The sequence below is a fragment of the Streptomyces sp. NPDC058008 genome (assembly GCF_042886395.1).
In the GTDB taxonomy this organism is placed as follows: domain Bacteria; phylum Actinomycetota; class Actinomycetes; order Streptomycetales; family Streptomycetaceae; genus Streptomyces.
The window spans coordinates 63,315-86,152 of sequence record NZ_JBHVQX010000011.1; the positions used below are offsets into that span (position 1 = coordinate 63,315).

A 22,838-nucleotide genomic window follows, 5' to 3' on the forward strand; every position below is an offset into this window, starting at 1 on the left:
CTCCCCCTGATGAAGCGGGTCACTGACGGCCTGATGAGGTACGGGGCTGTCCCGCGTTCCGCCAGATCGTCAGGTCGCCCTGGAGGAAGGCGAGATCAGGCACGGCGGTCGACTTCGTCTGGATCACGTACAACCCGATGTTGCCCTCGTCGTCCTTCATGCAGATCTCGGCGCCGGCCGCCGCCGCGGCCAGTGGCCATTCCCGCTTCGTGGCGCTCTTCAGTACGAGCCTGCACTCATCGACAGTCGTGCCGCGCCCCCCGAATACCTGGACGAAGACGGTGCTGTCACCCCTCAGTTCGCAGCCGGGCGACTCGCATCCGAAGCGGATGTCCCCCTTACGGCCCTTCACCCCCGGCTCGGTGCCCTTGAGGCTCAGCGAGTTCTCCGCGTCCAGGTGCACCAGCGAGAAGCCCTCGGGCTGCGGTGCGCTGCTGGATCCTGACGAAGGGTCAGCGCCGCCGGGCTCACTGTCGCCGGCCGCGGTCGCCGATGAACCCGGGGCCTCCGCGGCAGAGCCCGGCGGGAGTCCCGATTCGGATGCGGACGACCCTGCGGCCGGTCCGGTGGCGGACGTCCTCGGGCCGGCGTTGTCCCGGTCGCGGAACCGGTCCGTCACGTCCATGAGCCCCCAGGCGAGCGCCACCACCAGTGCCGCACCGCCTGCCACGCCGACAGCCGTGAGCAGCGCGGTCCGCCTCCTGCGCTCCTCGCGCTGTCGCCGCACCGGCCCGGACGCACCGAACTCGGGGCTCACCGGAGCGGGCGGGAGCACCGCCGTCAGCGCACGGGCCGGGGTCGGATCGGACACCGGTGCCGGCACCACAGCCTCAGGCCCGGAGACCTCCCGCCAGACGGCAGGCCCCCCGCCCCCGTCGGCGTCCGCGCCCAGCCGCTGCCGGCACCACTCCACTATCTCCGCGGGCGTGGCCCGCTCCCCCGGTTCGGCGGCCAGGCACCGGGCGAACAGAGGACGCAGCGATTGGGGCAGCAGGGACAGATCGGGTTCGGAGTGCACGATGCGGTACAGCACGTTGACGGCCGCGCCGTCGCCGTACAGGGGCCTGCCAAGAGCGGCGAACGCCGCGGTCTGGCCGAGCGCGAAGACATCGGTCGCTGCCGTGATCTCGCCCCCGGAGGCCTGCTCAGGGGCCATGAACGCGGGGGTCCCGATGGTGCCTCCGGTGGCCGTGTACGAGGTCCCGTCGGCGGCCAGCGCGATACCGAAGTCGATCACCCGAGGGCCGTCGCCGGCCAGCAGCACGTTCGACGGCTTCAGGTCCCGGTGCACGATGCCCTCGGCGTGAATGGCCTGCAAGGCCTCGGCCACCCCCGCCATCAGCCACAGCACGGCCGGTACCGGCAGGGGGCCGCGCCGGTTCACCGCCTCCGTCAGCGAGGGCCCCGGAACGTACAGCGTGGCAAGCCAGGGGGGTACGCCGTCCGCGTCGGCGTCGATCAGCTCGGCGGTGTACGCGCCCCGGACCTGGCGGGCCGCTTCGATCTCCCTGCCGAACCGCCGCCGGAATTCCGGATCGTCGGCCAGCTCCGGCCGGACGACTTTGACGGCCAGGGGGCGACCGCCCCGCGTGTGCGACAGATACACCTTGCCCATGCCACCGGCGCCGAGCCGCGCGGCGAACCGGTAGCCGGCCACCGCGGGCGGGTCGTCGGCCTGGAGTGGCTGGAAGATCTCCGTCGCATGGCTCATCCGCCCCGTACCCCCACTGTGTTGCGTTGTCCGACGACGACAGCAGCCTAAGCCGGGTGTGGGACCGGCCTGCCACGGGACCGGCCACTGCCTGTTCGCGCGCTGTCGCGGCAACTGTCGCCGGGCACGTCGCAGCGTGACCGATCACCGTGGATCGGTCGTCCGACGTCCTCCGGGGGGCGGTGAAGCGCGCGTCAGAGTTCTCCACCAGCATGTTCTGATCAGATGTCAGGCTTTGCCCCGACCCGATCCCGTCGGGGTGGAGGCCCGGTCTGGTCTGGTCTGGTCTGGCCCGGTCTGGCCGAAGAGTGCCGTTCGCTGCGATGATGCCGACGTGACCACCACGGTTCGTGGAGGTCCTGGCGGTCCAAAAGGACAACTGCCGCTCCCCCGGGCGGAGATGGCCCAGGCCCCTTCGGGCTGAGGGCCGGGCGCTCGAAGGTTCACCGGGGGCCGCCTCACCGCGCCTCGCGCAGTCGGAGGACGTATGTCGCGGTCAGCGCGACCGCACGGTCCTCGTCGTGCGACAGTTCCGCGAGCGCGCGTGACGCCTTGGGACCCGGGACGGCGGCCATCGCCTGTGTCAGCCGTCCGCGTGCGGGCGCTCCGGTGGCGGCCTGGGCCAGGCGGTCGACGAGCCCGGCCGCGATCCGGTCCGCCGCCGCCGTGTCGCTCGCCAGCACGCTCAGCGCGTCGGCCGCGTCGGTGTCGTTGCGTCCTTCCGCGATCATGTCGATCAGCACCGGAACCGCGTCGGCCACCCCGAGTGTCCCGAGCGCCAGCGCCGCGTACCCGCCAACCGCGGGGTCGGGACCCGTGAGGGCGTGCCGCAGATACGTGGTGGCCTTGTCGCCCGGCATCTCGGCGAGGGACCGGACGGCACGCTCGCGCACCTCGGCCACCGGAGAACCGAGCCCCTCCGCGAGCAGTGCAGGGCCGTCGTCGCCGGATCGCGCCAGCGCCCAGCGAAGGGCTCCCGCGACGTTCGGCTCCGTCTCGCTCAGTGCCGCTTCGACCAGTGCCTCGACCGGCACCGGAACCTGGTCGACCGAGGAGAGGGCGGCGCGCTGGCGTGTGCCGGCGCTGTTGGACGTCAGCGCCTGGAGCAGCGCGACGGCCCGGAGGACGTCCTCCCAGCCGGCGGGGTCCGCGGCGTCGATCCGGCGCAGTCGCGTGAGCAGCTCGGTCTCGGCCGTGATGCGTTCGTGCGCCCGACGGATCAGGTCGCCGACGAGCTCCGAGGGGGCGAAGCCGGGTTCGTCGAGCGCGCGCCCGATGTCACGCAGCGACAACCCGAGCGAACGCAGGCTCTCGATGTGGAAGATCCGCCGGATGTCCTGCCCGGAGTACTCCCGGTATCCGGAGCCCGTGCGGCCGGAGGGCCGGACCAGGCCGAGCGACTCGTAGTGCCTGAGCATGCGGGCACTGACTCCGGACCGTCGCGCCACCTCACCGATCAACACGTCCTGTCATCCTTCCCCGCCCGGCGTGCCCAGTGCCACGACGCGCTTCGCCTCCTCGATCGCGAACCCGAAGCCGGAGTCCGGGTCGCGCAGCAGCCGCTGTGTGGCGAGCGCGTGCGCGCGCACGTGCGGGTCAGGGGCTTCCGCGGCGACTGCCAGAGCCGGCGCAATCGTCTCACCCAGCGCGAGCATCGCCCTGCTGAGGCTCCGCTGCGTCTCCTGTTCACCGCGTCCGAGCTGCGTCGCGAGCGCCGTGCCCAAGGCGTGCTCCTCACCTTCCGGTACGAGCACGACCGCGGCCCGCCACGCGCTCCGCGCCACTTCGTCGTCGGCGTCGGAGAGCAGCGCCCTTGTGATCGCCGGCCACGCACGCCGGTCGCCGACCTTGGACAGTGTGTGCAGCGCCTGGCTCCTTGCCTGTGTGCGCTCCGAGCGGACTGCGCGGAGCAGCCCGGGGAGCGTCACGGAGACCGGGTGCCGGGTGAGTGCCCAGGTCAGCATGTCGCGGACGAAGAAGTCGGGCTCGACCGCGCATCGCTCGATGAGGGTGTCGACGAAGCTCGGGTCGGGCGTCGCCCCGATCGTCAGTGCAGCTCGCAGCCGCGCGGAGGAACGGTCGTCCTCCAGCTCCTGGAGCGCTCGTGCGGCATCCGTGTTCTGTTCCGCGATCGTCATCACGACCACCTCCTTGGCGATCAGTGAAGGCCTTGCCACCGTGTCAAGGTCAAACGTGGTCGCCGCGCGGCCCGCCGGGCACTGCCGTCCGACCAGGGGCGGCAGGGTGTCGCCCGTGACGAGGACGGTCGTGTCCGCCGGGCGGGAGGACGGCCGTCGGGCCGATGCCGCCGTCGCTGACCGGCGTGTCCGCCGGGCCGCGCGTCCCGACTCGTCTGACGGGACATCAGGCGGCGGCGAGCGGCCCGGGGCGGGTGGCGGGAAGTGTTCACCGCCCGGCGAGTGCCCCGTCGGGGCCTGTCGCTCGGGGACCTGACTCCCGTACCCTCCCACCAGCCGTCGGCTTGGGCAGGTCCGTGCCGCCAGGGAGGCTTCCGTTCCCCAGGTGTACGGCCTGGTGTCACGGGCCCACCCCCGCCCGGTACCCGGGGACCGCTGTCCTTGGGGCGCCCCTGACACCCCCACCACCCCAGAGGTCGTCACCCATGACAGAGCTCGACCGTCGCAGGTTCCTGAAGATAGCCGGAGGCGCCACGGCCTTCACGATGCTCAACGCGAGCATCGCGAAGGCGGCCGCCATTCCCGCGCAGGGCGGCACAGGAACGATCCAGGACATCGAACACGTCGTCGTCCTGATGCAGGAGAACCGGTCCTTCGACCACTACTTCGGTGCGATGAAGGGAGTCCGAGGCTTCGGGGACCCGCGGCCGGTGCTCCAGGACAACGGCAGGTCGGTCTTCCACCAGTCCGACGGGACGAAGGATGTCCTGCCCTTCCACCCGCAGGTGGCCGATCTCGGCATGCAGTTCCTGGAGGGGCTGAACCACGACTGGGCAGGCGGCCACCAGGCCTACAACAACGGCAAGTACGACAAGTGGGTGCCCGCCAAGACGGCCACGACCATGTCGTACATGACTCGGAACGACATTCCGTTCCACTACGCCCTCGCCGACGCCTTCACCGTGTGCGACGCCTACCACTGCTCCCTCATCGGAGCCACCGACCCCAACCGCTACTACCTCTGGTCGGGCCACACCGGCAACGACGGGACCGGCGGTGGGCCGGTCCTCGGCAACCAGGAGGCCGGTTACGGCTGGAAGACCTATCCCGAGCGGCTGGAGTCGGCCGGGGTCTCCTGGAAGGTCTACCAGGACATCGGGGACGGCCTGGACGCCGCCGGGTCCTGGGGCTGGATCAACGACGCGTTCCGCGGGAACTACGGCGACAACTCCCTCCTGTACTTCAACAGTTACCGCAACGCCAAGCCCGGCAGCGCCCTGTACGAGAAGGCCCGCACCGGCACCGACGTCGCATCGGGCGGCACGTACTTCGACCGGCTGCGCGCGGACGTGGTCGGTGGCACCCTCCCGGCGGTCTCCTGGATCGCCGCTCCCGAGGCGTTCAGCGAGCACTCCAACTGGCCCACGAACTTCGGTGCCTGGTACATCTCCCGGATCCTGGACGCGTTGACCGCGGACCCGGCGGTGTGGGCCAGGACGGCGCTGTTCATCACCTACGACGAGAACGACGGCTTCTTCGACCACGTGGTGCCGCCGTACCCGCCTGCCTCCGCCGCCTGGGGCCTGTCCACGGCGGACGTGACGAAGGACCTGTACCCGGGCGGAGGCGGATACTCGGCGGGCCCCTACGGGCTCGGCCCGCGCGTGCCGATGATCGTGGTCTCGCCCTGGAGCAAGGGCGGCTACGTGTGTTCCGAGACCTTCGACCACACCTCCGTGATCCGCTTCATGGAGAAGCGCTTCGGGGTGAGGGAGCCCAACATCTCGCCGTGGCGCCGCGCCGTCTGCGGGGACCTGACCTCGGCCTTCGACTTCACCCGCGCCGACCCGGCCCCCGCCGCGCTTCCCTCCACGGCCGGATACGCGCCTCCGGACAGGAACCGGCACCCGTCCTACCACCCGTCCCCGCCGGCCACGGGCACCCTGCCGAAGCAGGAACCGGGCTCCAAGCCGACCCGCGCCCTCGGCTACAGCCCCTACGTCGACGGCCGGGCCACCCCCTCCACCGGGAAGTTCACTCTGACGTTCGCCGGTGGACCCACTCTGGGCGCCCACTTCCACAGCACTTCGGGCAACCGTACGGACGGGCCCTGGCCCTACACCGTGGAGGCGGGCAAGACCCTCTCCGACACCTGGAGCACCAGCGGTTCCACCGGGAATCAGATCGACCTCACGGTCTGGGGCCCGAACGGCTTCCTCCGCGCCTGGCGGGGGCCGGCGACGAAGGCCGGGCCCGAGGTGACCGCCCGTCACCAGGCGACGGGCGGCGGCCTGACGCTCACCATGACCAACTCCGCCCAGGCCGCCGTGAACCTGACGGTGACCAACACCTACGGCGGCGCCGCCCAGACCTTCAAGGTCGGCCCCGGCGCCACCGTCTCCCACACGGTCGACCTGCGTACGACGGCCCGTTGGTACGACGTCGGAGTCGTCTCCGACACCGACGCCACCTTCCTGCGGCGGTTCGCCGGTCATGTGGAGACCGGCGAACCAGGCGTCTCCGACCCCGGGCTCAGGACGGGCTGACACTGCCCCAGGGTGCGCGGAGGCAGCGGCTCCTGTGCGACTGCGCACCCTGGAAGGCCGTCCGCCACCGGCCATGGAGCCTCCTCGGCAACTGCGGGCGGGCGGCGGGCAGCAGCGGCTGCCGGCCGCCCCGGAGCGGTCCGCAGCGACTCCCCCGGGCATCGCGGCTGCGGCGGTCGCCCGGACCGCTGCCCCGCGTGACCGCCCACGGGTGAACGCCGTGGACGAGGGGTGACGCATCGGGTCGGGGGCGTGCCCTGCGGGAGGACGGCGCGTTGTACCGGCCATGAACGTATGCCGAACCCTCACCGTCGCCGCGGCCGGATCCTTCCTGCTGGCCGCCGCCCCCACTGCCCAGGCCGACAATTTCGCTCCGGCACTGACCAACACCGTTCTCACCGCGAGCGACGCCGGTGAGCAGACGGGTACAGCCGTCCATGGGGTGGCGGAGAAGACGGGGGTCACGAAGAAGGTCCCGGCGGTCATGGGCCTCGTGCAGGAGGGGGCCGACGCGGTGGCCGCGCGTCACGGGTCGTCCGACAGCTGACCATCCGCACGTCCCCGGCGGGCCGATAGCCCGGTCAGGTCGACGTGTGCGTCGGGCCGGGCCCTCGCGGACGCCGGCAGCGGCCCTCGGTCCGCTACGGGGACGTGGTTCGGGTGCCCGGCTCGCGGGGGCAGAGGCGCGGCGCCGTCCTCGCACCGGTCGGCGGCGGGAGCCGGGTGGGCTCTCCGCACGGGCCGGCTCACCGTTGCGCCGCCGCTCCCCCGGTCGTCCGACGGCCGTGTCCCGCCGGACGGCGCCCCGGGCCTCGGGGCGGGACGAGTGCGCGCGAACGAACTCCTGGGAGTGCCGTCACCCGGCGTCGGGCCAGGGAACGGCGCGACACCGCGGTCTAGGGTGTGGCGCATGACAGTGCTGATCGTGGGCGGTTCAGGCTTCCTGGGTGCCGAGCTGATCCGGCAGACGGCAGGAGCCGGGTACCGCACGGCCGCCACGTACGCGACCAGGCCGGGGCGCACGCACGAGGAGGTCGCCTGGCACGCCCTCGACCTGCGGAGTCCGGCCGGTGTCGAAGCCGTTGTGTCCAGGGTCGCGCCCCGCGTCGTCATCAACGCGTCGAGCGGTGGGGCCGACTGGGCGGCTACCGCCGAAGGCCCTGTCCGGCTGGCGATGGCGACGGCGGGATCCGGCTGCCGTCTGATCCATGTCTCCAGTGATGCCGTGTTCTCCGGCGCCGACGTCCGCTACGACGAGTCGCGTCGGCCCGATCCCATCACCCCGTACGGCGCCGCGAAGGCCGCGGCGGAGACAGGAGTCCTTCTCGTACGTCCGGACGCCGTGGTCGCCCGTACGTCGCTGATCATCGGTGACGGGCGGTCCGTACACGAGCGTGCGGTACGTGAACTGGCCGCCGGGAGCCGCTCCGGTGCCCTGTTCACGGACGACATCCGCTGCCCGGTGCATGTGACCGACCTGGCCTCGGCCCTCCTGGAACTCGCCCGGGGCGATATGTGCGGCGTCCACCATCTGGGCGGCAGCGATGCTCTGAGCCGCTATGAGCTGGGCACCCTCATCGCCCGGCGCGAGGGTATCGACGCCTCCCGGCTACCCGCGGGTCTGCGGACGGAGAGTGCGTTCCCCGGCCCTCTCGACGTACGGCTCGACAGCCGTGCGACCCAGGACAAACTGCGCACGGTGCTGCGCGGAGGTCGCCAGTTCCTCGCCCCGGAGGTCTGAACGCACGGTACGGAACACCCCCTCGGGACCGGGGGTTCCTCGCCCCGTGCCCGTATTCACCGCCGCATACACACGCGCGCCCCCGTGATCGGATGGACGGAACCCCGGGGCCTCGCGGGGCCTGCTCTGCGATGCTGGCCACCGGGCCTGGGTGCGGGTGCCGGACATCGTTCACGAGGACGTCGGTGTGTCGCCGCTCTCCCGAGGCCTGTCCGGATCACCGAACGGCAGGGGAACGGAATGGAGCCGCCCGAGCTGAGCCGCGCTGTCGATGCCGTACGGGCGGCCGCTCCGGAGCTGGGCCTTCGGGTGGACGACGCGGTCGTCGTCCACCACTCGGACCGCGCCGCGCTGCACCTGGTCCCTTGCGGTGCTCTGGCCAGGGTCGCGCCTTGGGGGCATCTGGCGGACTCCGCGTTCGAGGTGGAAGTGGCCCGCCGCCTCGCCGTCGTCGGCGCTCCGGTCGCTGAACTCGATCCCCGGGTCGAGCCGCAGGTCCACGTGCGCGACGCCTTCGCCATCTCGCTGTGGACCTACTACGAGCCCTTGGGATCGGTTGTCGCGCCGGCCGACTACGCGGACGCGCTCCTGAGTCACCACGCCGCCCTGCGCCGGATCGATCTACGCGCACCCCATGTCACCGATCGGGTCGCCTCGGCGCTCCGCGAGGTGGACGACCGGGAGCGGTCCCCCGATCTGTCCGCTTCCGACCGGGAATTCCTCAGCAGCACGCTCGGCGCTCTGAGCGCCGAGATCGGCGTCGACCGGGCGGGTGACCAGCTGCTGCACGGTGAACCGCATCCGGGCAACCTCCTGAACACGAGGAGAGGGCCCCTGTTCGTCGACCTGGCCACGGCCTGCCGTGGGCCGGTCGCATTCGACCTCGGTCACGCCCCCGAAGAAGTGGGGAGGCACTATGCGGGAGCGGACCACGGCCTGGTTCGCCGGTGCCGCGCCCTGAACTGGGCGATGTTCTCAGCCTGGCGCTGGCGCCGGGCGGACGGGATGCCGGACCGGGACCGCTGGAGAGCCGAGGGACTCGCGCAGGTCCGGGCCGCGCTCGACAGCGCCGACCCGGACTGAGACCGGGCGGAGGAACCGAGGAGACCTGATCCGCTGCGCGGGCGGGGTGGCGCCCACCCGCCGGTGCGGGTGGGGCCGGGCGCGGCGGCCGTGAGCGGACCACTCATCCTTCAGGTCAGACGTGCGCCGGTTCCTGCCGCGTTTCGACAGCTACCCGGGGGGTGGGCGGTGTTCCACGCCAGTAGCCGCAGAAGTAGATCCGCTGCTTGTCGATTCCCCGCTCGTTCACCAGGTACCGCCGCACCGATGTCGCCAGGGTGGACTCTCCGGCTATCCACACGTACGGCGTACCTGCCGGGAACGGCATGGCCCGCAGCGCGTCCAGCGTCCGGGAGCCGTGGGTGCCCGAGCGGTAGAGCCAGGTCGCCTCACCGGCCAGGTCCAGCACGTCCCGCTCGTCCCCGACTTCGAGCAACGTGTGCACCGGGGTGCGGGCGCCTTCGAGCATGGAGGCGATCGCGGGCAGGGCCGTCTCGTCGCCGATCAGCAACTGCCAGTCCGCGTCGTCGGGCTGGTAGCGGGCACCGTCGCTGAGTATGCCGATCCGGTCGCCCGCTTCGGCCTGGCCGGCCCACGCGGAGGCGGGGCCGCTGTCCCCGTGGAGGGCGAAGTCGATGTCGAGCCGACGGCGGGCGCGGTCGATACGGCGAACCGTGTAGTTGCGGACCACGGGCCGCCGCTCGTCCGGCATCGCCTGGAGCTCCGTCCACCAGTCGGAGGTGGCCGGCAGCTGGAGCTCGTCGCCGACCGGGAGGAACAGCCGCACGAGCTGGTCGGCGCCCGCGTAGTGGAAGTCGTCCACTCCGCTCCCGGCCAGGGTGATCCGCACCATCCGTGGTGTGAGACGGCGTACCTCGGCCACCGTCACGATCATGGGTCGCTGCGGTGGCACCTGATCTGCTGCGAGCGACTGGGACATCGAAGGACCCCTCCCGAACGAAAGAACGCCGTGCTTAGGTTAGGTTTAGCTTACTTGTGGAAATGACGTGTGGGGACCCACCCCCGCTTCCGGCCCCTCCCCCACGGCCGGACCGGGCGCACATCGACGGACCGTGCGGTCACCGGCCGATCGCTCCCGGCCCCGCGCATCGGCTGTGGAGGCGGCTCCCGCGCCCGACCGCAAGCGGCAGCGTGAACCGCGCCGGGCCGGCCGGCGTCGAGCTCCTCCCCGCGCCCGTACCGACACCACGCGACCGGCCCGCCACGGCCCGGTCCACGGATGTCGCGGAGCCCGCACCGGAGGTGCCCGCGCGGCCCCTCCCGCACCTGGCCGTACGTCCTTAGGCGCCCAGCCCCCCGCGCCCGCCACCCGGATGCGCGTGGCACACCTCGGGGCGTGTCGCCGACAATGGTCTGCCTGACGTGGTTGGAGCCTGACGACATGAACGCCCCTGATCCGCATTCCCAGTTCGCCCGCGACCCCTATCCCGCGTACGCCGCGATGCGCGGGGAGTGTCCCGTGCAGGCCGTGGCCTCGGGGTCCAGCGGACGCCACAGCTATCTGGTCACGGGGTACGCCGAAGCCCGGCAGGCTCTCGGGGACTCCCGGCTCTCCAAGGACACAGCCGTCTTCTTCGCGGACAAGGGGCCGCAGCGCCGCCTGCACCCCGCCGTCGCGCACACCATGCTGGCGAGTGACCCGCCCCGGCACACCCGGCTGCGCAGGCTCGTCACCGGTGCCTTCACCAGCGGCGCCGTCGCGGGGCTACGTCCCTTCATCACCCGGCTGACCGACCAGCTGCTGGACCGCTGGTCCCGTGGAAGCGAGGTCGACCTCGTCGCCGGCCTGGCCGTGCCCCTTCCCGTCCTGGTGATCTGTGAGCTGCTGGGCGTACCCGCGGAGGACCGGCCCCAGGTGCGGCGCTGGTCCGCCGAGCTCTTCGCCGCCGGGGAACCTGCCCGGGCCGATGCCGCCTCGCATGCCGTCGCCGCGTACATGTCCGGCCTGATCGCGTCCAGGCGCTCCCGCCGCGGTGACTCCCTCCTCGACCGGCTCATCAGCGCCTGCGACGGGGAGGACCGGCTCACGGAGGAGGAACTGGTCTCCCTGGCCGTGCTGTTGCTGGTCGCCGGCCACGAGACGACCACGCACTTCCTGGGCAATTCCGTCCTGGCCCTGCTGCGGCATCCGGCCGAACTGGAACGCCTGCGCGGCGACCCTGGGATGATCCCCCGCGCGCTGGACGAACTGCTTCGCTTCGACGCACCGGTCAGCACCTCCACCTTCCGGTTCTCCACCGAGGCGATCACCCTGGGCGGCACCGAGATCCCTGCGGGCGTCCCCGTACTGGTGGCCATCGGGGCCGCCAACCGCGACCCGGACCGCTTTCCGGCACCGGACGTACTGAACCTGGAAAGGGATGCGACCGCTCACCTCGGTTTCGGCCACGGAATCCACCGGTGCGTCGGCGCGTCCCTCGCCAAGGCCGAGGCTCACATCGCCCTGCACGCGGTCCTGACCCGCTTCCCCGGAATTCGCCTGGCCGTGCCCGCCGACCGACTGGAATGGCGGCGGACCCGTCTGGTCCGCGGCCTTGCCTCCCTCCCCGTTCGCCTGTGATTCCGGTCATTCCGGGTAGTCCCTCACGCGGTCCGGGCGCCGACGGACCCTATTTCCCGGAGCGCGTGGACACCCGGGTCCTCCGCCGGGACCGTCGACGCACTCATCAGCAGCGCGCGGCGCTCGCGGGAAGAGCGGACCGGAAGGCCCCACCGAGCTGCCTGAGCCCCTCGTTGGGCTGGACGATCACCTTGGTCCCCATGTACTCGTCCTGGCTCCACACGCACCAGTACTGGTTGGTGCGGTTCCAGCCCGAGCGTACGGAAGGGATGTTCTGTCTCTTCACGTCGTCCGTTCCGTTCAGATAGCTGCCTCGGCGGCCCGAACCGTCGGAGTGCTCGTAGAGACAGAAGTGGTCGATCGAGCAGACCGCGGTCGCTGCGGGCGTCCGCACACGGGCAGCGGAGGCAGGCGACGCGACGGCGACGGCGGCGGAGGACAGGAGAAGGGAAACGGCGGCGACGGCGGACATGGTGATGCGCATGGCGATCCTTTCGGGAACGATTCGAGGAGTGCGTTTCGGATGGTGTGTCCGACAAGAAAAGGATCGCCAGCCGAACGGGACTTCGACAATTCCCTGAAAGTGTGTATTTCCCCGGGAACCAATTCGGTGGAAGCCACCGTTAAGGCACCGCGTCCAGCCGGTCGAGTGCCGCCGCCGACAGGGCCGTGATCGCCGCAGGGAGCGACGTGCGGATGTCCGGGGCGAAGTGCGGCGAGTGGTTCGGGGGGATCCCGGCGGGAGGCGTTGCCGCCCACTGTTTCGGGCCCGTCGTGCCCAGCATCCAGTAGGCCAGAGGGATTCCGGGCTCGCCGTGTACGTCCAGGCCCGCGTCACCGTAGAGCGGGAAGTCCTCGGCCGCCATCGACGCCGGCCAGGTCGCGACGCGTTCCGGGCCGAACAGGGACGTGTGCGTGGCCCTGATCGCCTCTGTCACCTGTGGGTCGACGCGGAGCTCCGGGGAGCGGGAGAGCGTGGTCAGCTCCGGGTCGCGGGGGCAGGCGGAGGCCGCGCATTCGGCGCGGACCACGCGGTCGACCGCCGCCAGCGCGCGGTCCAGGGTCTCCTCGGTGGACGCGCGCAGGCCGATGCCGAGTTCCGCCGTGTCCGGGACGACGTTGACCGCCGTTCCGGCCCTCACCGTGCCTACGGTCAGGGTGAGTTGCTCGGACGGGGCCGTCTCGCGGGAGGTGATCGTCTGGAGGCGGGTGATGACGGCCGCCGCCGCGACCACCGGGTCGACCGTGAGGTGCGGGGTCGCGGCGTGGCCACCGCGGCCGTGCAGGACGACGTTCAGGGCCGCGCTCGCGGCGGCCATCGGGGCGTACGGGCCGCCGTGGGCGATCATTCCGGCGGGCAGCGGCGCGGCGTGCTGGGCGAGCACGGCGTCGGGCCGGCCGCAGCGCTCGTACAGGCCGTCCGCCAGCATGGCGCGGGCGCCCGTCAGCGTCTCCTCGGCCGGCTGGCCGACCACGACCAGGGTGCCGCGCCAGTGGGCGGTGGTGCGGGCCAGCAGGTCGGCGGCGCCCGCGGCGGCGGCCAGATGGAGGTCGTGGCCGCAGGCGTGCATGGCGCCGTTCCCGCTGGCGTACGGCAGGCCCGTCCGCTCCGTCAGCGGCAGGGCGTCGAGTTCGGCGCGCAGGTAGACGCGGGGGCCGTCGCCGTTGCGCAGGATGCCCGCGACACCGTGGCCCCCGAGGCCGCGGACGGCCTCGAACCCGACGGCGGTCAGCCGGTCCGCGAAGAGGGCGGCCGTGCGGCTCTCCTCGCCGGAGAGTTCGGGGGTGCGGTGGACGTCCAGGTAGAGGGTGAGCGCCGGGCGCACCGCGGGGGCGGAGTGGGTGAGGGCGGGGTGAGCGGCGGTCACGGAACTCCTTGGACGGCGGTGACGGGGGCGGGTCGTTCCGCTGGCGTCGCGTGCCAGCGATGTGTGAGCGCGGGGCATGCCGAACGGTGAGCGGCCGGCGGTGGAATGAGGTCGTACACCCCACGCAGGCGGCCTTTCCCGCCCCGGGGGCCTGATCCGGAGGAGAACCCATGAACAAGGACCTGAGCACCCTCGCCGACGAGATCCTGGAGCTCGAGGCCGAGACCTTCGAGATCTCCGACTACTCGGACGCCAGCGAGGTCGTGCTGGCCGGTTCCACCAGCACCAGCTCGACCTCGACGTGCAGCTCCACCACCAGCACCACCTCCTGCTCCGCCTGATCCGTACCCGGTCAGGCCGCAGGGCGCGCCCGGTATCCGTTCGCTCGACGGGTACCGGGCGTTTCCGTGTGCCGGCGGCGGTGTCACGGGAACGGGTGGGGCACCATCCGGATCTCGGCGTCCGTCAGGTCCGTCGTACGGTGGCCGCCGCGCCGCAGCGCGGTGCGCAGCCGGGGCATCAGCGGGGCCCGCTGACGGTTCCAGCCGAAGTCGATCGGCAGGAGTCCCGGGACCAGGGTGCTGACGGTGCGCAGGCCCATGCGTTCCTGCTCCGGTGTGGTCTGGTCGACCGCGATCACGTCGTGGCCGGCCGCGGCGAGTTCACCGACGACCGCCCGTACGTCGTCGCTCAGATCCCCCGTGCGCGGGCGGTCCGCGGTCTCCCAGCGCCGGTAGACCTCGTCGAAGGGGCGTACCGCGAGGGGTTCCAGGTAGCTGCGGGCGTGGGCCGCCATCCTGGGCAGTCCGTACAGCTGAGCGTGGTCCTTGAGGTGGCGCACGCGGTGGAAGTCGTCGGCCATGGCCTCCAGTTCGTCGAGCCGCTCCCCGGTCTGCCGGGCGAGGTGCGGGATGTAGGTGAGGACTTCGGAGAGGGCACCCTCTACCGCGGACCGGGGGTCCAGGGAGGCGGCCGCGGCGAACGACAGGGTGCCGGGCCCGCCGTCGCGGCGTACGGCGACTGCGGTGGCGACGGGGATCGCCAGGTCGATCCGGTTGTCCAGGACGTGGACGTCGTAGCCCTGGAGGGTGGCCCGTTCGGCCATGGCGGCGGCGGTGGGGCCGCCGACCGTGGCGAGGTCGATCCCGGTGAGGCGGGCGTTGCCGTACCAGGCGTTCAGGAACGCGTCGCGTTCGACGAGTTCGAGGAGGCCGCCGAGGACGGCCTCCTCCAGGCAGCCGCCGATCGCGCAGCCGTTGGAGCATTCGAAGACGAAGTTGTCGGCGGCCAGCCCGGCGCTGTAGTAGACGAGTCGGGAGGGGACCAGGACGGGGCGGTCGTCGCGCAGGGACCAGCCCCACTCCCAGGGGATGGCGCGGTCCGGGTCGAAGGGATCGACCAGGGGGTCGTCGCGGTAGGTGCGCGGGTCGTAGAAACCGCAGGTGGCGGGGTCCACGGCGTCGGCCTTCAGGGAGTTCCACGAGCCGGTGACGGGGGTGGTGCGGCCGCGCCGGTGGGTTCCCGCGTAACGCTCGAGCCCTTCCAGGAAGGCCAGGGTGCGGCTGGTGGAGAAGGCGTTCTCCTGGCCGCTCCAGGTGACGTCGTTGAGCCCGGCGTAGCCGCGTACGAAGACGCTGCCGGCGACCGGGGCGGTGGTCGGGGAGGTGACGTTCAGCCAGGTTCCGCCGCCGAGGGCCCCGCTGACCGGGTTGGCGAGGGCTGTCTCGGGGATCGGGTACGCGGAGGCGGCGCGCAGCCGGTAGGTGCCGGGGTCGGGTTTGGGGCGGGACTCCAGGGTGAGCGGGCGGGGGCGTGCCGGGGTGGCCGGCGGGGCGCAGTGCGGGCAGTGGGGGTCGGCGAGTACGGGATAGGTCCGTATCTGAAGGGTCGTCAGGTCTAGTCGGGAGACCTGGGGAAGGGACCGGTCCGCCGGGTCGGGGGCGGGTGGCGCGGCGCTCGGTTCACCGTCGAGCAGGGCGGTGCAGAGGGCGGCGACGGCGTCGTACGCGTGGCCGGTGAGCAGGGGCCAGGCGCCCGCAGGGCGGGGGCCGTCGGGGCCACCGGTCTCCAGGGCGTCGCGTTCCGACCGGCTGCGCAGGCGTTGCCAGCGCAGGGCCAGGCAGTGGCCGCAGGCGGGGGCGGTTCCGTCACCGCCCCAGGGTCCGATCAGTACGGCGGAGGCGGTGAGGTGGACGCGTGCCCCGGCCCGCAGGGGTGCCCAGGGATCGGGGGCGCCGTGGTCGCCCCGGGTGGCGGCGGCGTCGGTGGCGCCGACCGGGACGACGGGCACGTCCCTGCCGAGGCGGTCGGCGAGCGCCGTGCGCAGGGCGTCGCGTGCCGCTTCCATCGGTTGCGGCAGCAGCCGCGTGGGGGCGCTCACGAGGACCTCGTCCAGCGGAACGTCCTGACCGCGACGGCACCGAAGACGACTGCGAACACGGCGAGTCCGGCGCAGCCCACCATGACGTCGGAGCCGTCGCCCCGTCCCGTCAGGGCGTGGGACACCGCGTCGTTGAGGTAGCGCAGCGGCATGATCAGGGAGACGTTCTGGAGCCAGGAGGGCATGGCGTCCAGCGGGAAGAAGGAGCCGGACAGGAACGCCATGGGCAGCATCAGGAAGTTGGCGACGGCCGCGACGGACTCGGGTGTGTTGGCGAACGAGCCGATGATGACGCCGAGCAGCAGGAAGGTGGTGATGCCGAGGGTCATCACCGGGATGAGCAGCGGCCATCCGGAGGCGGGTTCCAGTCCGAACAGCGGCAGCATCGCGACCCCGACGAAGAGCAGCGACTGTACGAGTCCGACCACCAGGGCGATGACGTAGCGGGAGCCGATGACGGCGGACAGCGGTGCCGGGGACATCCGGATGAGCCGCAGGATGTCGTCGGAGCGCCACTGCATCAGGGTGAAGGCGATCCCGAAGACGGCGGCGTTGGCGACGCCCCAGGAGAGCACCCCGGCGGCGGTGTAGGAGATGTAGGACAGGCCGCTCTGTTCGACGTCCTGGCCCCGGAAGATCAGCCCGAAGACCACGAGGAAGAGGAGGGGGAAGGCGAAGGTGAAGAACAGGGTGGTCTTGTCGCGGACCTGGGCGCGGTAGCCCGCTCCGGTCAGTGCGGCGTACGCGCTCATGGCTGGTGCTCCGTGGTGGTCTCGGCGGTGCGGCGGGGGGCGGGCGGGTCCTGGGCGAGGCGGGCGGTGAGGTCGAGGTAGACGTCCTCCAGGCTGGGGGTGCGGGTCTGCACCCCGTCCAGGCCCACGAGTTGGTCGAGGGCGCTGAGCACCCGGCCGGTGGTACGGGTCTCCAGGACCAGGGAGCCTCCCTGGACGGTGACGCGGTCGACGCCGGCGAGTGCCGCCGCCTTCTCCTCGTCCAGCCGGCCGAACGGGAGCAGCAGCCGGCTCGGCGCCCGGGAGGCGTCCACGAGGTTGTGCGGGCTGTCGGTCACGGCGATCCGGCCGTCCACCAGGATGGCGATGCGGTCGCAGAGCTCCTCCGCCTCGTCCAGGTGGTGCGTGGTGTAGACGATGGTGCGGCCCTCCGCCTTGAGCCCCCGCAGTACGTCCCAGAGGTCGCGCCGTGCCTGCGGGTCGAGGGCGGCGGTCGGCTCGTCCAGGAAGATCAGCTCGGGGCCGTGGACGAGGGCGGAGGCGATGGCGAGCCGCTGGCGCTGGCCGCCGGAGAGGTTCTCCACCTGGACGTCGCGCTGGGCGGTGAGCCCCACGGTGCCGAGGGTGGCGTCGGCCGCCGCCCGCGACGCCCCGTAGAGCGCGGCGACGGTGCGCAGGTGCTCGTGGGCGGTCTGCCGTACGAAGAAGGCGGATGACTGGGTCTGGATGCCGATGCGGGGCAGCAGGGCCGTGTTGCGCGGCCACGGGGACTCGCCGAAGAGCGCGACCGAGCCGGTGTCGGCGTGGCGGAGCCCCTCCATGATCTCCACCAGGGTGGACTTCCCGGCGCCGTTGGGGCCGAGGAGGCCGAAGAACTCACCCCCGCGGATGTCCAGGGACACGTCGTCGACGGCCTGCCGGTCCCCGTACCGTTTGGAGACCCCCTGCACGTGGACTGCGGTGGGTGTGGTTCGCATGGCCTGTTCCTCACTCATGTGGTGCGTGGTTCCTTCGGTCGGGGGATGATGATCACGCCGTCAGGTCACCCAAGCAGCAGCAGAAGCGCCACTGTGCAGGTTCCGGCCACGGCGAGGAGGAGCAGGAGGACCGCCCCGGCGCCGTACGCCGTGTGGATCAGCCGGGCGCGGCGGGGGTAGGCGGCGACGGCCGCGGCGCCGGTCCGGCGCAGCGAGAGGTAGGCGCGGGTCTCGGGGGCGAGGTGGGCGGTGCCCAGGAGGTGGCCGAGCATGCGGTAGCCGTCGAGCGGGGGCAGTGGGACGAGGTTGCTGAGCGCCTGGACGGCGCCGAGCAGCAGGAGTCCGGCGAGCAGGGCGCGGGCCGGTTCGTCCTCGGGGAGCGTGTACCAGCGGATCGCGAACGGCAGCAGCAGGAGCAGGTTGAGGTAGGCGCCCGCCCCGGCGATCACGAGTTTGGCGCGGCGGCCGGTGATGAAGAGGTAGTCGTCGACGGTGCAGTACAGCATCGCGGCCGGGAATCGCCAGCGCAGCCCGATCTCGGCGACGTGGCCGCCGTAGTGCTGGGCGGCGACGCCGTGGGCCAGTTCGTGGAGGGTGATGCTGAACCAGAGGAACAGCGCGGCGGCCGCGAGGACGACGGGCTGCCGGACCAGTTCGGCGGCCCCGTCGACGAGTTCGCCGGTGTGCAGGGCGAGCACCGGTACGAGGGCGAGGGCCGCGGCGAGCAGCGGGAGCTGGACCGCCCGGTGCAGCAGGGGGCGCAGGACCCGGTGGAGACGGGCGGTGGTCGCGTCCGCGTCGGCGACCATGCGGCGGGTTCCGCGCCAGAGCGTGTTGGCGCGGCCCGGGGCCGGCTCCGGCAGCGGCGGGTCGGGGGCGCCGTCCAGCAGGCCACGGGCTCCGAGGAGGCCGAGGAGGCCGTTCCAGCTCCCCTCGGCGAGGCGGCGGCCGAAGCGGGCGGCGTACTCGGGGGCCAGGTCGTCCAGGGTCCTGGTGCCGTCGAACCGGGAGAGGACGAAGTGTTCCTTGGGTCCGACCTCGAAGACTGCGCCGGTGACGGGGTGCCGGACGAGGTGCACGGTACGGGGGCCGCGCAGGAGCGGCGGGCCGATCCTGACCCCGTCCCGCAGCGCGGGCCGGTAGGCCCGGACCGCGCCGCGGGACGGGGTGGAGGCGGGGGCCTCGCTGTCGGGGGCGGTGCTCATGTGCCGGCCGCCTTCGGGGCGCCCGCGGGGTCCTGCTCCCTCAGTACCTGGCCGAGCATGAAGGAGAGGTAGGCCTCGTCGCGGATCGTGACGTGGAGCCGGTTGTTGGTCATGTGCATGTACGGCGACAGCAGCCGGGGCAGTACGGCGGGCACGTGGGTGACCGGTTCCAGCGGCGCCGCGTCCGCGGGCTCGCCGCGCTCCTGGCCGGTGTCCTCCCGGGCGGGGCCGTCCCAGACGGGGAAGACCAGATCGCCCCGGGTGGTGAGGTCCTCGACGCGGGCGCGCAGTTCGAGGCAGTGCTCCGCCCAGCCCCGCAGGAAGCCCGGCAGCCGGCCCAGTTCGCCACTCCCGACGGCTGCCCGGATCTCGGCGAACCGGTGGCCCAGCTGGGGCGCCATCCGGGCGTAGGTGGTCTCGTACTCCTTGGAGCCGATGAAGCCGGTGCCGGGGAAGGCCCGGTGCCAGAAGGCGTAGTAGCTGTCCAGGTAGTCCGCGAGCCGGTCCTCCTCGGGCAGGAAGCAGCCGGCCATCACCATCATCAGCTGCGCGGAGGTGCCGAGCAGCACGGTCCGCAGGTGCAGGTTCATGGTGCGGAAGGCGTCGATGACCAGGTCGCTGGAGTGCCGGAAGTGCCATTCGGCGAGCTCGACCCCGGCGGGGCCGCCGTACTTGGCGTACTCCGGGGCGTAGGGCTCGTAGGCGAAGGAGTTGTTCGGCCGCAGGTTCATCCGGCCGTCCGGGCCCATGTAGCGGGCCCGGTCCTCCCCGGGGAACTCGATGTCGAACAGGGCGTTGTAGAAGTCCTTCAGGAACCCGGAGTCGACCTCGTACAGGGCGGGGCGGGTGCGCAGGAATCCGGTGAGCGCCTCCTCCGCCCGGCGTCTGACCTCGGGGGCGGCCTCGGCGCGGGAGGGGCGCAGCCGGAGGCGGACGTGCGGGCCCTCCAGCCAGTAGTTGATGAAGAAGTGGCCCGCGAGCAGTCCCTCGGCCGTCAGTTCGTCCACGAGCGGGCGGACGCACTTGACCAGCATCGGCTGGGGGCTGGCGGCGTAGAAGACGTGCAGCGCCATCCACTCCCCCGGCTGCGTGGCCGGGCCGTCGGGAGTGGTGCGGGGGGAGGTCAGTTCCGGCATGTGGGGCCGTCCTCGGTGCGGGAGGGGCGGGAGGTGAAGGTCTCTACGGCCAGTTCGGCCACGTGCCGGCCCTGTGCGGAGGCCAGGTGCAGTGCGTCCTCGCCGGGGAGCATCTCGCGCAGGATCACGGAGCTGCCCGGCGCCCGGTCCACCAGCGCGTCGAACGCGGTCAGGGACAGGGGGCTGTCGAAGTCGACGTACAGGGGCTTGGCGCCGGGGGCGCGGCGGCCGGCCGCGAGGGCCGTGGCGAAGACCTGGTCGGGCAGCCCGTGCGACCGGCGCCAGCGCTGCCACTCCAGGTACCACCGCGCCTCGTCCGTCCCCGGGGCGCGGACGGGGAGCGCGGCGGCGTCCGCCGTCCAGCTGCGGCGGCTGATCACGACGCCGCCGTGGGCCACCCGGGGTCTGCGGGTGACGCCGTCCACGGCGGGGCTCTCCGGGACGCCGCCCCAGACCTCGGTCGGCGTCATGGTGCTGGGCGAGAGGAGGAGCAGGGTGCGGGGTATCTCCGGCAGGGCGACCGGGACGAGGTAGCCGAGATAGACGGGGATGACCTCCCGGTCCAGCCGCCGTGAGCGCAGGACCAGGCGGTCTGCCGCCTCGTCGTGGACGAGGCTGAGGTCGTCCAGGTGGAGCCGGTCCGCCTCGGGGACGGTGGAGGTCTCGCCGGGGCAGACGATCTGATAGTCCGTCATGCGGCCGTGGAGGTTGAGGTTGCTCGATATCTGGCCGCCGGTCAGCTCCGCGAACACCGCTCCCACCGGCTGGCGTTCGCGCAGTTCCTCCCGCAGCCGGGCGGAGAGACCCGGCTCCTCGGGGCCGCCGGTCGTGTCGTACACGTGGGTGAAGCGGCTGAAGGGGAAGGCGAGTCCGCCGTACGAACGGTTGAGGACCACCGACGGGCCGTCCTGCTCCCCCGTGGCGGGAGCGGACACCTGGAGGTGGTGGCTCTGCGGGGTGAAGTCGGCGGCCAGCGGGCCGACACGGTCCGCGACCGAGGTCAGGAAGCCGTCCGGCAGCCGTATCTCGTCCGCCGCTCCCTCCTTCTCCCACAGCTCCCGCATCCCCGCCACGAAGGCCCGGCGGGCGTCGTCCAGGGTCCGCAGCGCGCTCTGGCCCAGCCAGTTCTCCTCCGGGACGTACGTGCCGTCCTGGTCGAAGGCGGTGCGCTTGGAGGTGAAGGAGATGTACTGGTCGAAGAAGTCCTCGTGGAAGTCGTGCACCAGGCCCAGCAGGTCGTCGCAGCGCCCCCCGCGTCCGTGGCGGGCGGTGAAGAAGCCGCGCAGGGTGATGCGCTGCGGCAGGGTGATGTCGAACAGGGGCAGGATGCCCTCGACCGTCCGCAGGGCCCGCCCGGTCGCCCCCGAGAGGATGCCCGGCGGGCAGACCAGGTCGTCTCCGGCGCTGACGTCCTCGTACAACAGGGTCTGGGGCAGCGCCGGTTCGGCGGCGCCCAGTTCCTTCTGGACGTCCAGGAGTCCTGCGCGCAGCCTGCCCAGGAGTGCCCGTCGGGCGGGCACGTCGGCGGCCGGGTACGCGGCGAGGCAGGCGGCCGGGCCGTCCAGGCCGTCGGCGACGGTGCCGGCCCAGGCGGACCCGAGGGCGCGCAGGGCGTCCTGGAAGGAGCGCAGCGGATCGGGGCTGTGCACGTCGGTGCGCAGGCCCGGCACCCGGACCATTCCGAGCTGGAGCAGGGCGGTGGCGTACCGCTCGCACTCGTCCCGGTCGGCGCCGTGCTCGGCCTGGAGCCAGTCGACCAGGTCGCGGTGGCGCAGCCCGTCGCGCCTGCCGAAGAGGGCGAGCAGGCGTTCCAGGGTGCCGCTGGTGCGCAGGTAGAACAGCCGGTCGCGTACGGCGTCGAAGGTGACGGCCGCGCTGTCGTCCCCGGCGGTCACCCACTGCCGCACGTAGCGGACGCGGTCCGCGTCGCGGCCCCAGCCCGGGGAGAGGACGACGGGCAGGTCCTGGCGGCGGACCGGGTCGGCCAGGATCAGGTCGGCGATCCGGCCGAGCGCGACGACGTTGAGCCGGACGTGGCTGGTCCACTCCTCGCCGACGCGCAGGGCCGCGGTGTCGTCGGCCGGGTCGCCGTCGAAGGTGCCGGCCGCCACGGCGGTGAGGGTGGAGAACGGGCTGGTCTTGCACGCGGTGCGGTAGAGGTAGGTGAGCGCCGACCGCTCGATCTTCCTCATCCGGCCGCCGGGTTCGGCGCTCGCGTCGCCGAGGTAGCCGTCGATCCGGCCGTCGAGGGCGGGCGAGGCCAGCAACAGCCCTTTGCGCAGCCGTTCGTGCGACAGCGCCTTGCGCAACGCGTGCCGGGCGGCGCGCAGTTCGCCGGCCAGTACGTCCGCCCCCTCCTCCAGCAGTCCGCCGTGACCGGCCCGGTCGGCGAGCCAGGCCGCCGTGGCCAGGCCCGCGGCCTCGTCGAGGCCGGCGACCAGGTGCACGGCGGCCGAAGGGTCGGCGGGTAGGCGGTTGTTGAACACCTGGCGGCGCAGGGCGAGCAGGGACCGGCGGGCGCTGCCGCCCAGCGCGTCGGCGGCCGGGACCAGCCCGTGCAGCAGGTCGCTGAGCGCGGCGCCGTCGCGGGCGAGGCGGTCCTCCCGGGCCAGGACCGCGTCGGCCCAGCGCCGGGTACCGGGGCAGCGCAGCCCGTGGACCGTTTCCACCGGGAGCCCGGCGGCACGGAGCACGAAGCGGCGGCCGGGCTCCCACCGGGTGGTGTCGCGGGAGGTGGTGTCGGACGTCATGAGAGTCATCAG

General features: G+C 72.6%; 18 protein-coding genes. 6 read left to right on the top strand and 12 right to left on the bottom strand.

Annotation, left to right across the window (positions count from 1 at the left end):
• Positions 1-19: 19 nt before the first annotated feature.
• The 3 genes from ACFVS9_RS13505 to ACFVS9_RS13515 all read right to left on the bottom strand — a co-directional run bounded on the left by ACFVS9_RS13505 (position 20) and on the right by ACFVS9_RS13515 (position 3,849).
• Positions 20-1,711, bottom strand: a complete 1,692-nt coding sequence (locus ACFVS9_RS13505; RefSeq protein ID WP_389931901.1) for a protein kinase — start codon at positions 1,709-1,711, stop codon at positions 20-22.
• Between the two features lie 458 nt (positions 1,712-2,169).
• Entirely contained in the window at positions 2,170-3,174 is a 1,005-nt protein-coding gene (locus ACFVS9_RS13510; protein WP_389931903.1) for a MerR family transcriptional regulator, read from the bottom strand.
• Positions 3,175-3,180: 6 nt separating this feature from the next.
• Positions 3,181-3,849 (bottom strand): HEAT repeat domain-containing protein, encoded by a 669-nt coding sequence (locus tag ACFVS9_RS13515; protein WP_389932065.1) that lies wholly within the window; start codon positions 3,847-3,849, stop codon positions 3,181-3,183.
• Positions 3,850-4,334: 485 nt separating this feature from the next.
• On the opposite strand from ACFVS9_RS13515, the gene ACFVS9_RS13520 reads away from it, so the two are divergent.
• The 4 genes from ACFVS9_RS13520 to ACFVS9_RS13535 all read left to right on the top strand — a co-directional run bounded on the left by ACFVS9_RS13520 (position 4,335) and on the right by ACFVS9_RS13535 (position 9,219).
• Positions 4,335-6,395, top strand: a complete 2,061-nt coding sequence (locus ACFVS9_RS13520; protein WP_389931905.1) for a phosphocholine-specific phospholipase C — start codon at positions 4,335-4,337, stop codon at positions 6,393-6,395.
• 286 nt (positions 6,396-6,681) lie between these two features.
• A complete protein-coding gene (locus ACFVS9_RS13525; RefSeq protein WP_389931907.1) occupies positions 6,682-6,942 on the top strand; it encodes a hypothetical protein in 261 nt (86 codons plus the stop codon).
• 363 nt (positions 6,943-7,305) lie between these two features.
• The gene (locus ACFVS9_RS13530) at positions 7,306-8,136 is read left to right on the top strand and encodes an SDR family oxidoreductase (protein WP_389931908.1); all 831 of its coding nucleotides are present in this window, start codon (positions 7,306-7,308) and stop codon (positions 8,134-8,136) included.
• A 240-nt stretch (positions 8,137-8,376) separates the two neighbouring features.
• Positions 8,377-9,219, top strand: a complete 843-nt coding sequence (locus ACFVS9_RS13535) for a phosphotransferase (RefSeq protein ID WP_389931910.1) — start codon at positions 8,377-8,379, stop codon at positions 9,217-9,219.
• Between the two features lie 115 nt (positions 9,220-9,334).
• Here ACFVS9_RS13535 and ACFVS9_RS13540 read toward each other — a convergent pair whose 3' ends face one another.
• Positions 9,335-10,138: a siderophore-interacting protein gene (locus tag ACFVS9_RS13540; RefSeq protein ID WP_389931912.1), complete on the bottom strand. Its 804-nt coding sequence runs from the start codon at positions 10,136-10,138 to the stop codon at positions 9,335-9,337.
• Positions 10,139-10,600: 462 nt separating this feature from the next.
• Here ACFVS9_RS13540 and ACFVS9_RS13545 point away from each other — a divergent pair, with 462 nt between their 5' ends.
• Complete coding sequence (locus tag ACFVS9_RS13545; RefSeq protein WP_389931914.1) at positions 10,601-11,779, top strand: cytochrome P450; 1,179 nt, start codon at positions 10,601-10,603, stop codon at positions 11,777-11,779.
• 106 nt (positions 11,780-11,885) lie between these two features.
• Here the strand turns inward: ACFVS9_RS13545 and ACFVS9_RS13550 are convergent, their stop codons facing one another.
• Both ACFVS9_RS13550 and ACFVS9_RS13555 read right to left on the bottom strand, forming a co-directional pair.
• Positions 11,886-12,263, bottom strand: a complete 378-nt coding sequence (locus ACFVS9_RS13550) for a peptidase inhibitor family I36 protein (RefSeq protein WP_389931916.1) — start codon at positions 12,261-12,263, stop codon at positions 11,886-11,888.
• A 139-nt stretch (positions 12,264-12,402) separates the two neighbouring features.
• Positions 12,403-13,647, bottom strand: coding sequence for an amidohydrolase (locus tag ACFVS9_RS13555; RefSeq protein ID WP_389931918.1), 1,245 nt, complete (start codon positions 13,645-13,647; stop codon positions 12,403-12,405).
• 170 nt (positions 13,648-13,817) lie between these two features.
• On the opposite strand from ACFVS9_RS13555, the gene ACFVS9_RS13560 reads away from it, so the two are divergent.
• Entirely contained in the window at positions 13,818-13,988 is a 171-nt protein-coding gene (locus tag ACFVS9_RS13560) for a thiazolylpeptide-type bacteriocin (protein ID WP_030757923.1), read from the top strand.
• Positions 13,989-14,071: 83 nt separating this feature from the next.
• Here ACFVS9_RS13560 and ACFVS9_RS13565 read toward each other — a convergent pair whose 3' ends face one another.
• Genes ACFVS9_RS13565 through ACFVS9_RS13590 form a run of 6 tightly spaced genes read right to left on the bottom strand, consistent with a single transcriptional unit; the run spans position 14,072 to position 22,835 of the window.
• Positions 14,072-15,994, bottom strand: coding sequence for a TOMM precursor leader peptide-binding protein (locus ACFVS9_RS13565; protein ID WP_389932067.1), 1,923 nt, complete (start codon positions 15,992-15,994; stop codon positions 14,072-14,074).
• A gap of 29 nt (positions 15,995-16,023) precedes the next feature.
• Positions 16,024-16,779, bottom strand: coding sequence for an ABC transporter permease (locus tag ACFVS9_RS13570; protein ID WP_383115213.1), 756 nt, complete (start codon positions 16,777-16,779; stop codon positions 16,024-16,026).
• Positions 16,776-17,753, bottom strand: coding sequence for an ATP-binding cassette domain-containing protein (locus ACFVS9_RS13575; RefSeq protein WP_389931920.1), 978 nt, complete (start codon positions 17,751-17,753; stop codon positions 16,776-16,778). Before ACFVS9_RS13575 ends, ACFVS9_RS13570 begins: the two co-directional genes overlap by 4 nt.
• 47 nt (positions 17,754-17,800) lie before the next feature.
• Positions 17,801-18,940, bottom strand: a complete 1,140-nt coding sequence (locus ACFVS9_RS13580) for a peptidase M50 (RefSeq protein ID WP_389931922.1) — start codon at positions 18,938-18,940, stop codon at positions 17,801-17,803.
• Positions 18,937-20,076 carry a lantibiotic dehydratase C-terminal domain-containing protein gene (locus ACFVS9_RS13585; protein ID WP_383115210.1) on the bottom strand — a complete coding sequence of 380 codons (1,140 nt, stop codon included), beginning with the start codon at positions 20,074-20,076 and terminating at the stop codon, positions 18,937-18,939. Before ACFVS9_RS13585 ends, ACFVS9_RS13580 begins: the two co-directional genes overlap by 4 nt.
• Positions 20,064-22,835, bottom strand: coding sequence for a lantibiotic dehydratase (locus ACFVS9_RS13590; RefSeq protein WP_389931924.1), 2,772 nt, complete (start codon positions 22,833-22,835; stop codon positions 20,064-20,066). Before ACFVS9_RS13590 ends, ACFVS9_RS13585 begins: the two co-directional genes overlap by 13 nt.
• Positions 22,836-22,838: the final 3 nt, after the last annotated feature.

Excerpts from the sequence above, each read along its gene's own strand:
- ACFVS9_RS13505 (WP_389931901.1), bottom strand. The coding sequence starts at position 1,711 with ATGAGCCATGCGACGGAGATCTTCCAGCCACTCCAGGCCGACGACCCG.
- ACFVS9_RS13515 (WP_389932065.1), bottom strand. The coding sequence starts at position 3,849 with ATGACGATCGCGGAACAGAACACGGATGCCGCACGAGCGCTCCAGGAG.
- ACFVS9_RS13520 (WP_389931905.1), top strand. The coding sequence starts at position 4,335 with ATGACAGAGCTCGACCGTCGCAGGTTCCTGAAGATAGCCGGAGGCGCC.
- ACFVS9_RS13525 (WP_389931907.1), top strand. The coding sequence starts at position 6,682 with ATGAACGTATGCCGAACCCTCACCGTCGCCGCGGCCGGATCCTTCCTG.
- ACFVS9_RS13530 (WP_389931908.1), top strand. The coding sequence starts at position 7,306 with ATGACAGTGCTGATCGTGGGCGGTTCAGGCTTCCTGGGTGCCGAGCTG.
- ACFVS9_RS13535 (WP_389931910.1), top strand. The coding sequence starts at position 8,377 with ATGGAGCCGCCCGAGCTGAGCCGCGCTGTCGATGCCGTACGGGCGGCC.
- ACFVS9_RS13540 (WP_389931912.1), bottom strand. The coding sequence starts at position 10,138 with ATGTCCCAGTCGCTCGCAGCAGATCAGGTGCCACCGCAGCGACCCATG.
- ACFVS9_RS13545 (WP_389931914.1), top strand. The coding sequence starts at position 10,601 with ATGAACGCCCCTGATCCGCATTCCCAGTTCGCCCGCGACCCCTATCCC.
- ACFVS9_RS13550 (WP_389931916.1), bottom strand. The coding sequence starts at position 12,263 with ATGCGCATCACCATGTCCGCCGTCGCCGCCGTTTCCCTTCTCCTGTCC.
- ACFVS9_RS13560 (WP_030757923.1), top strand. The coding sequence starts at position 13,818 with ATGAACAAGGACCTGAGCACCCTCGCCGACGAGATCCTGGAGCTCGAG.
- ACFVS9_RS13565 (WP_389932067.1), bottom strand. The coding sequence starts at position 15,994 with ATGGAAGCGGCACGCGACGCCCTGCGCACGGCGCTCGCCGACCGCCTC.
- ACFVS9_RS13570 (WP_383115213.1), bottom strand. The coding sequence starts at position 16,779 with ATGAGCGCGTACGCCGCACTGACCGGAGCGGGCTACCGCGCCCAGGTC.
- ACFVS9_RS13575 (WP_389931920.1), bottom strand. The coding sequence starts at position 17,753 with ATGAGTGAGGAACAGGCCATGCGAACCACACCCACCGCAGTCCACGTG.
- ACFVS9_RS13580 (WP_389931922.1), bottom strand. The coding sequence starts at position 18,940 with ATGAGCACCGCCCCCGACAGCGAGGCCCCCGCCTCCACCCCGTCCCGC.
- ACFVS9_RS13585 (WP_383115210.1), bottom strand. The coding sequence starts at position 20,076 with ATGCCGGAACTGACCTCCCCCCGCACCACTCCCGACGGCCCGGCCACG.
- ACFVS9_RS13590 (WP_389931924.1), bottom strand. The coding sequence starts at position 22,835 with ATGACTCTCATGACGTCCGACACCACCTCCCGCGACACCACCCGGTGG.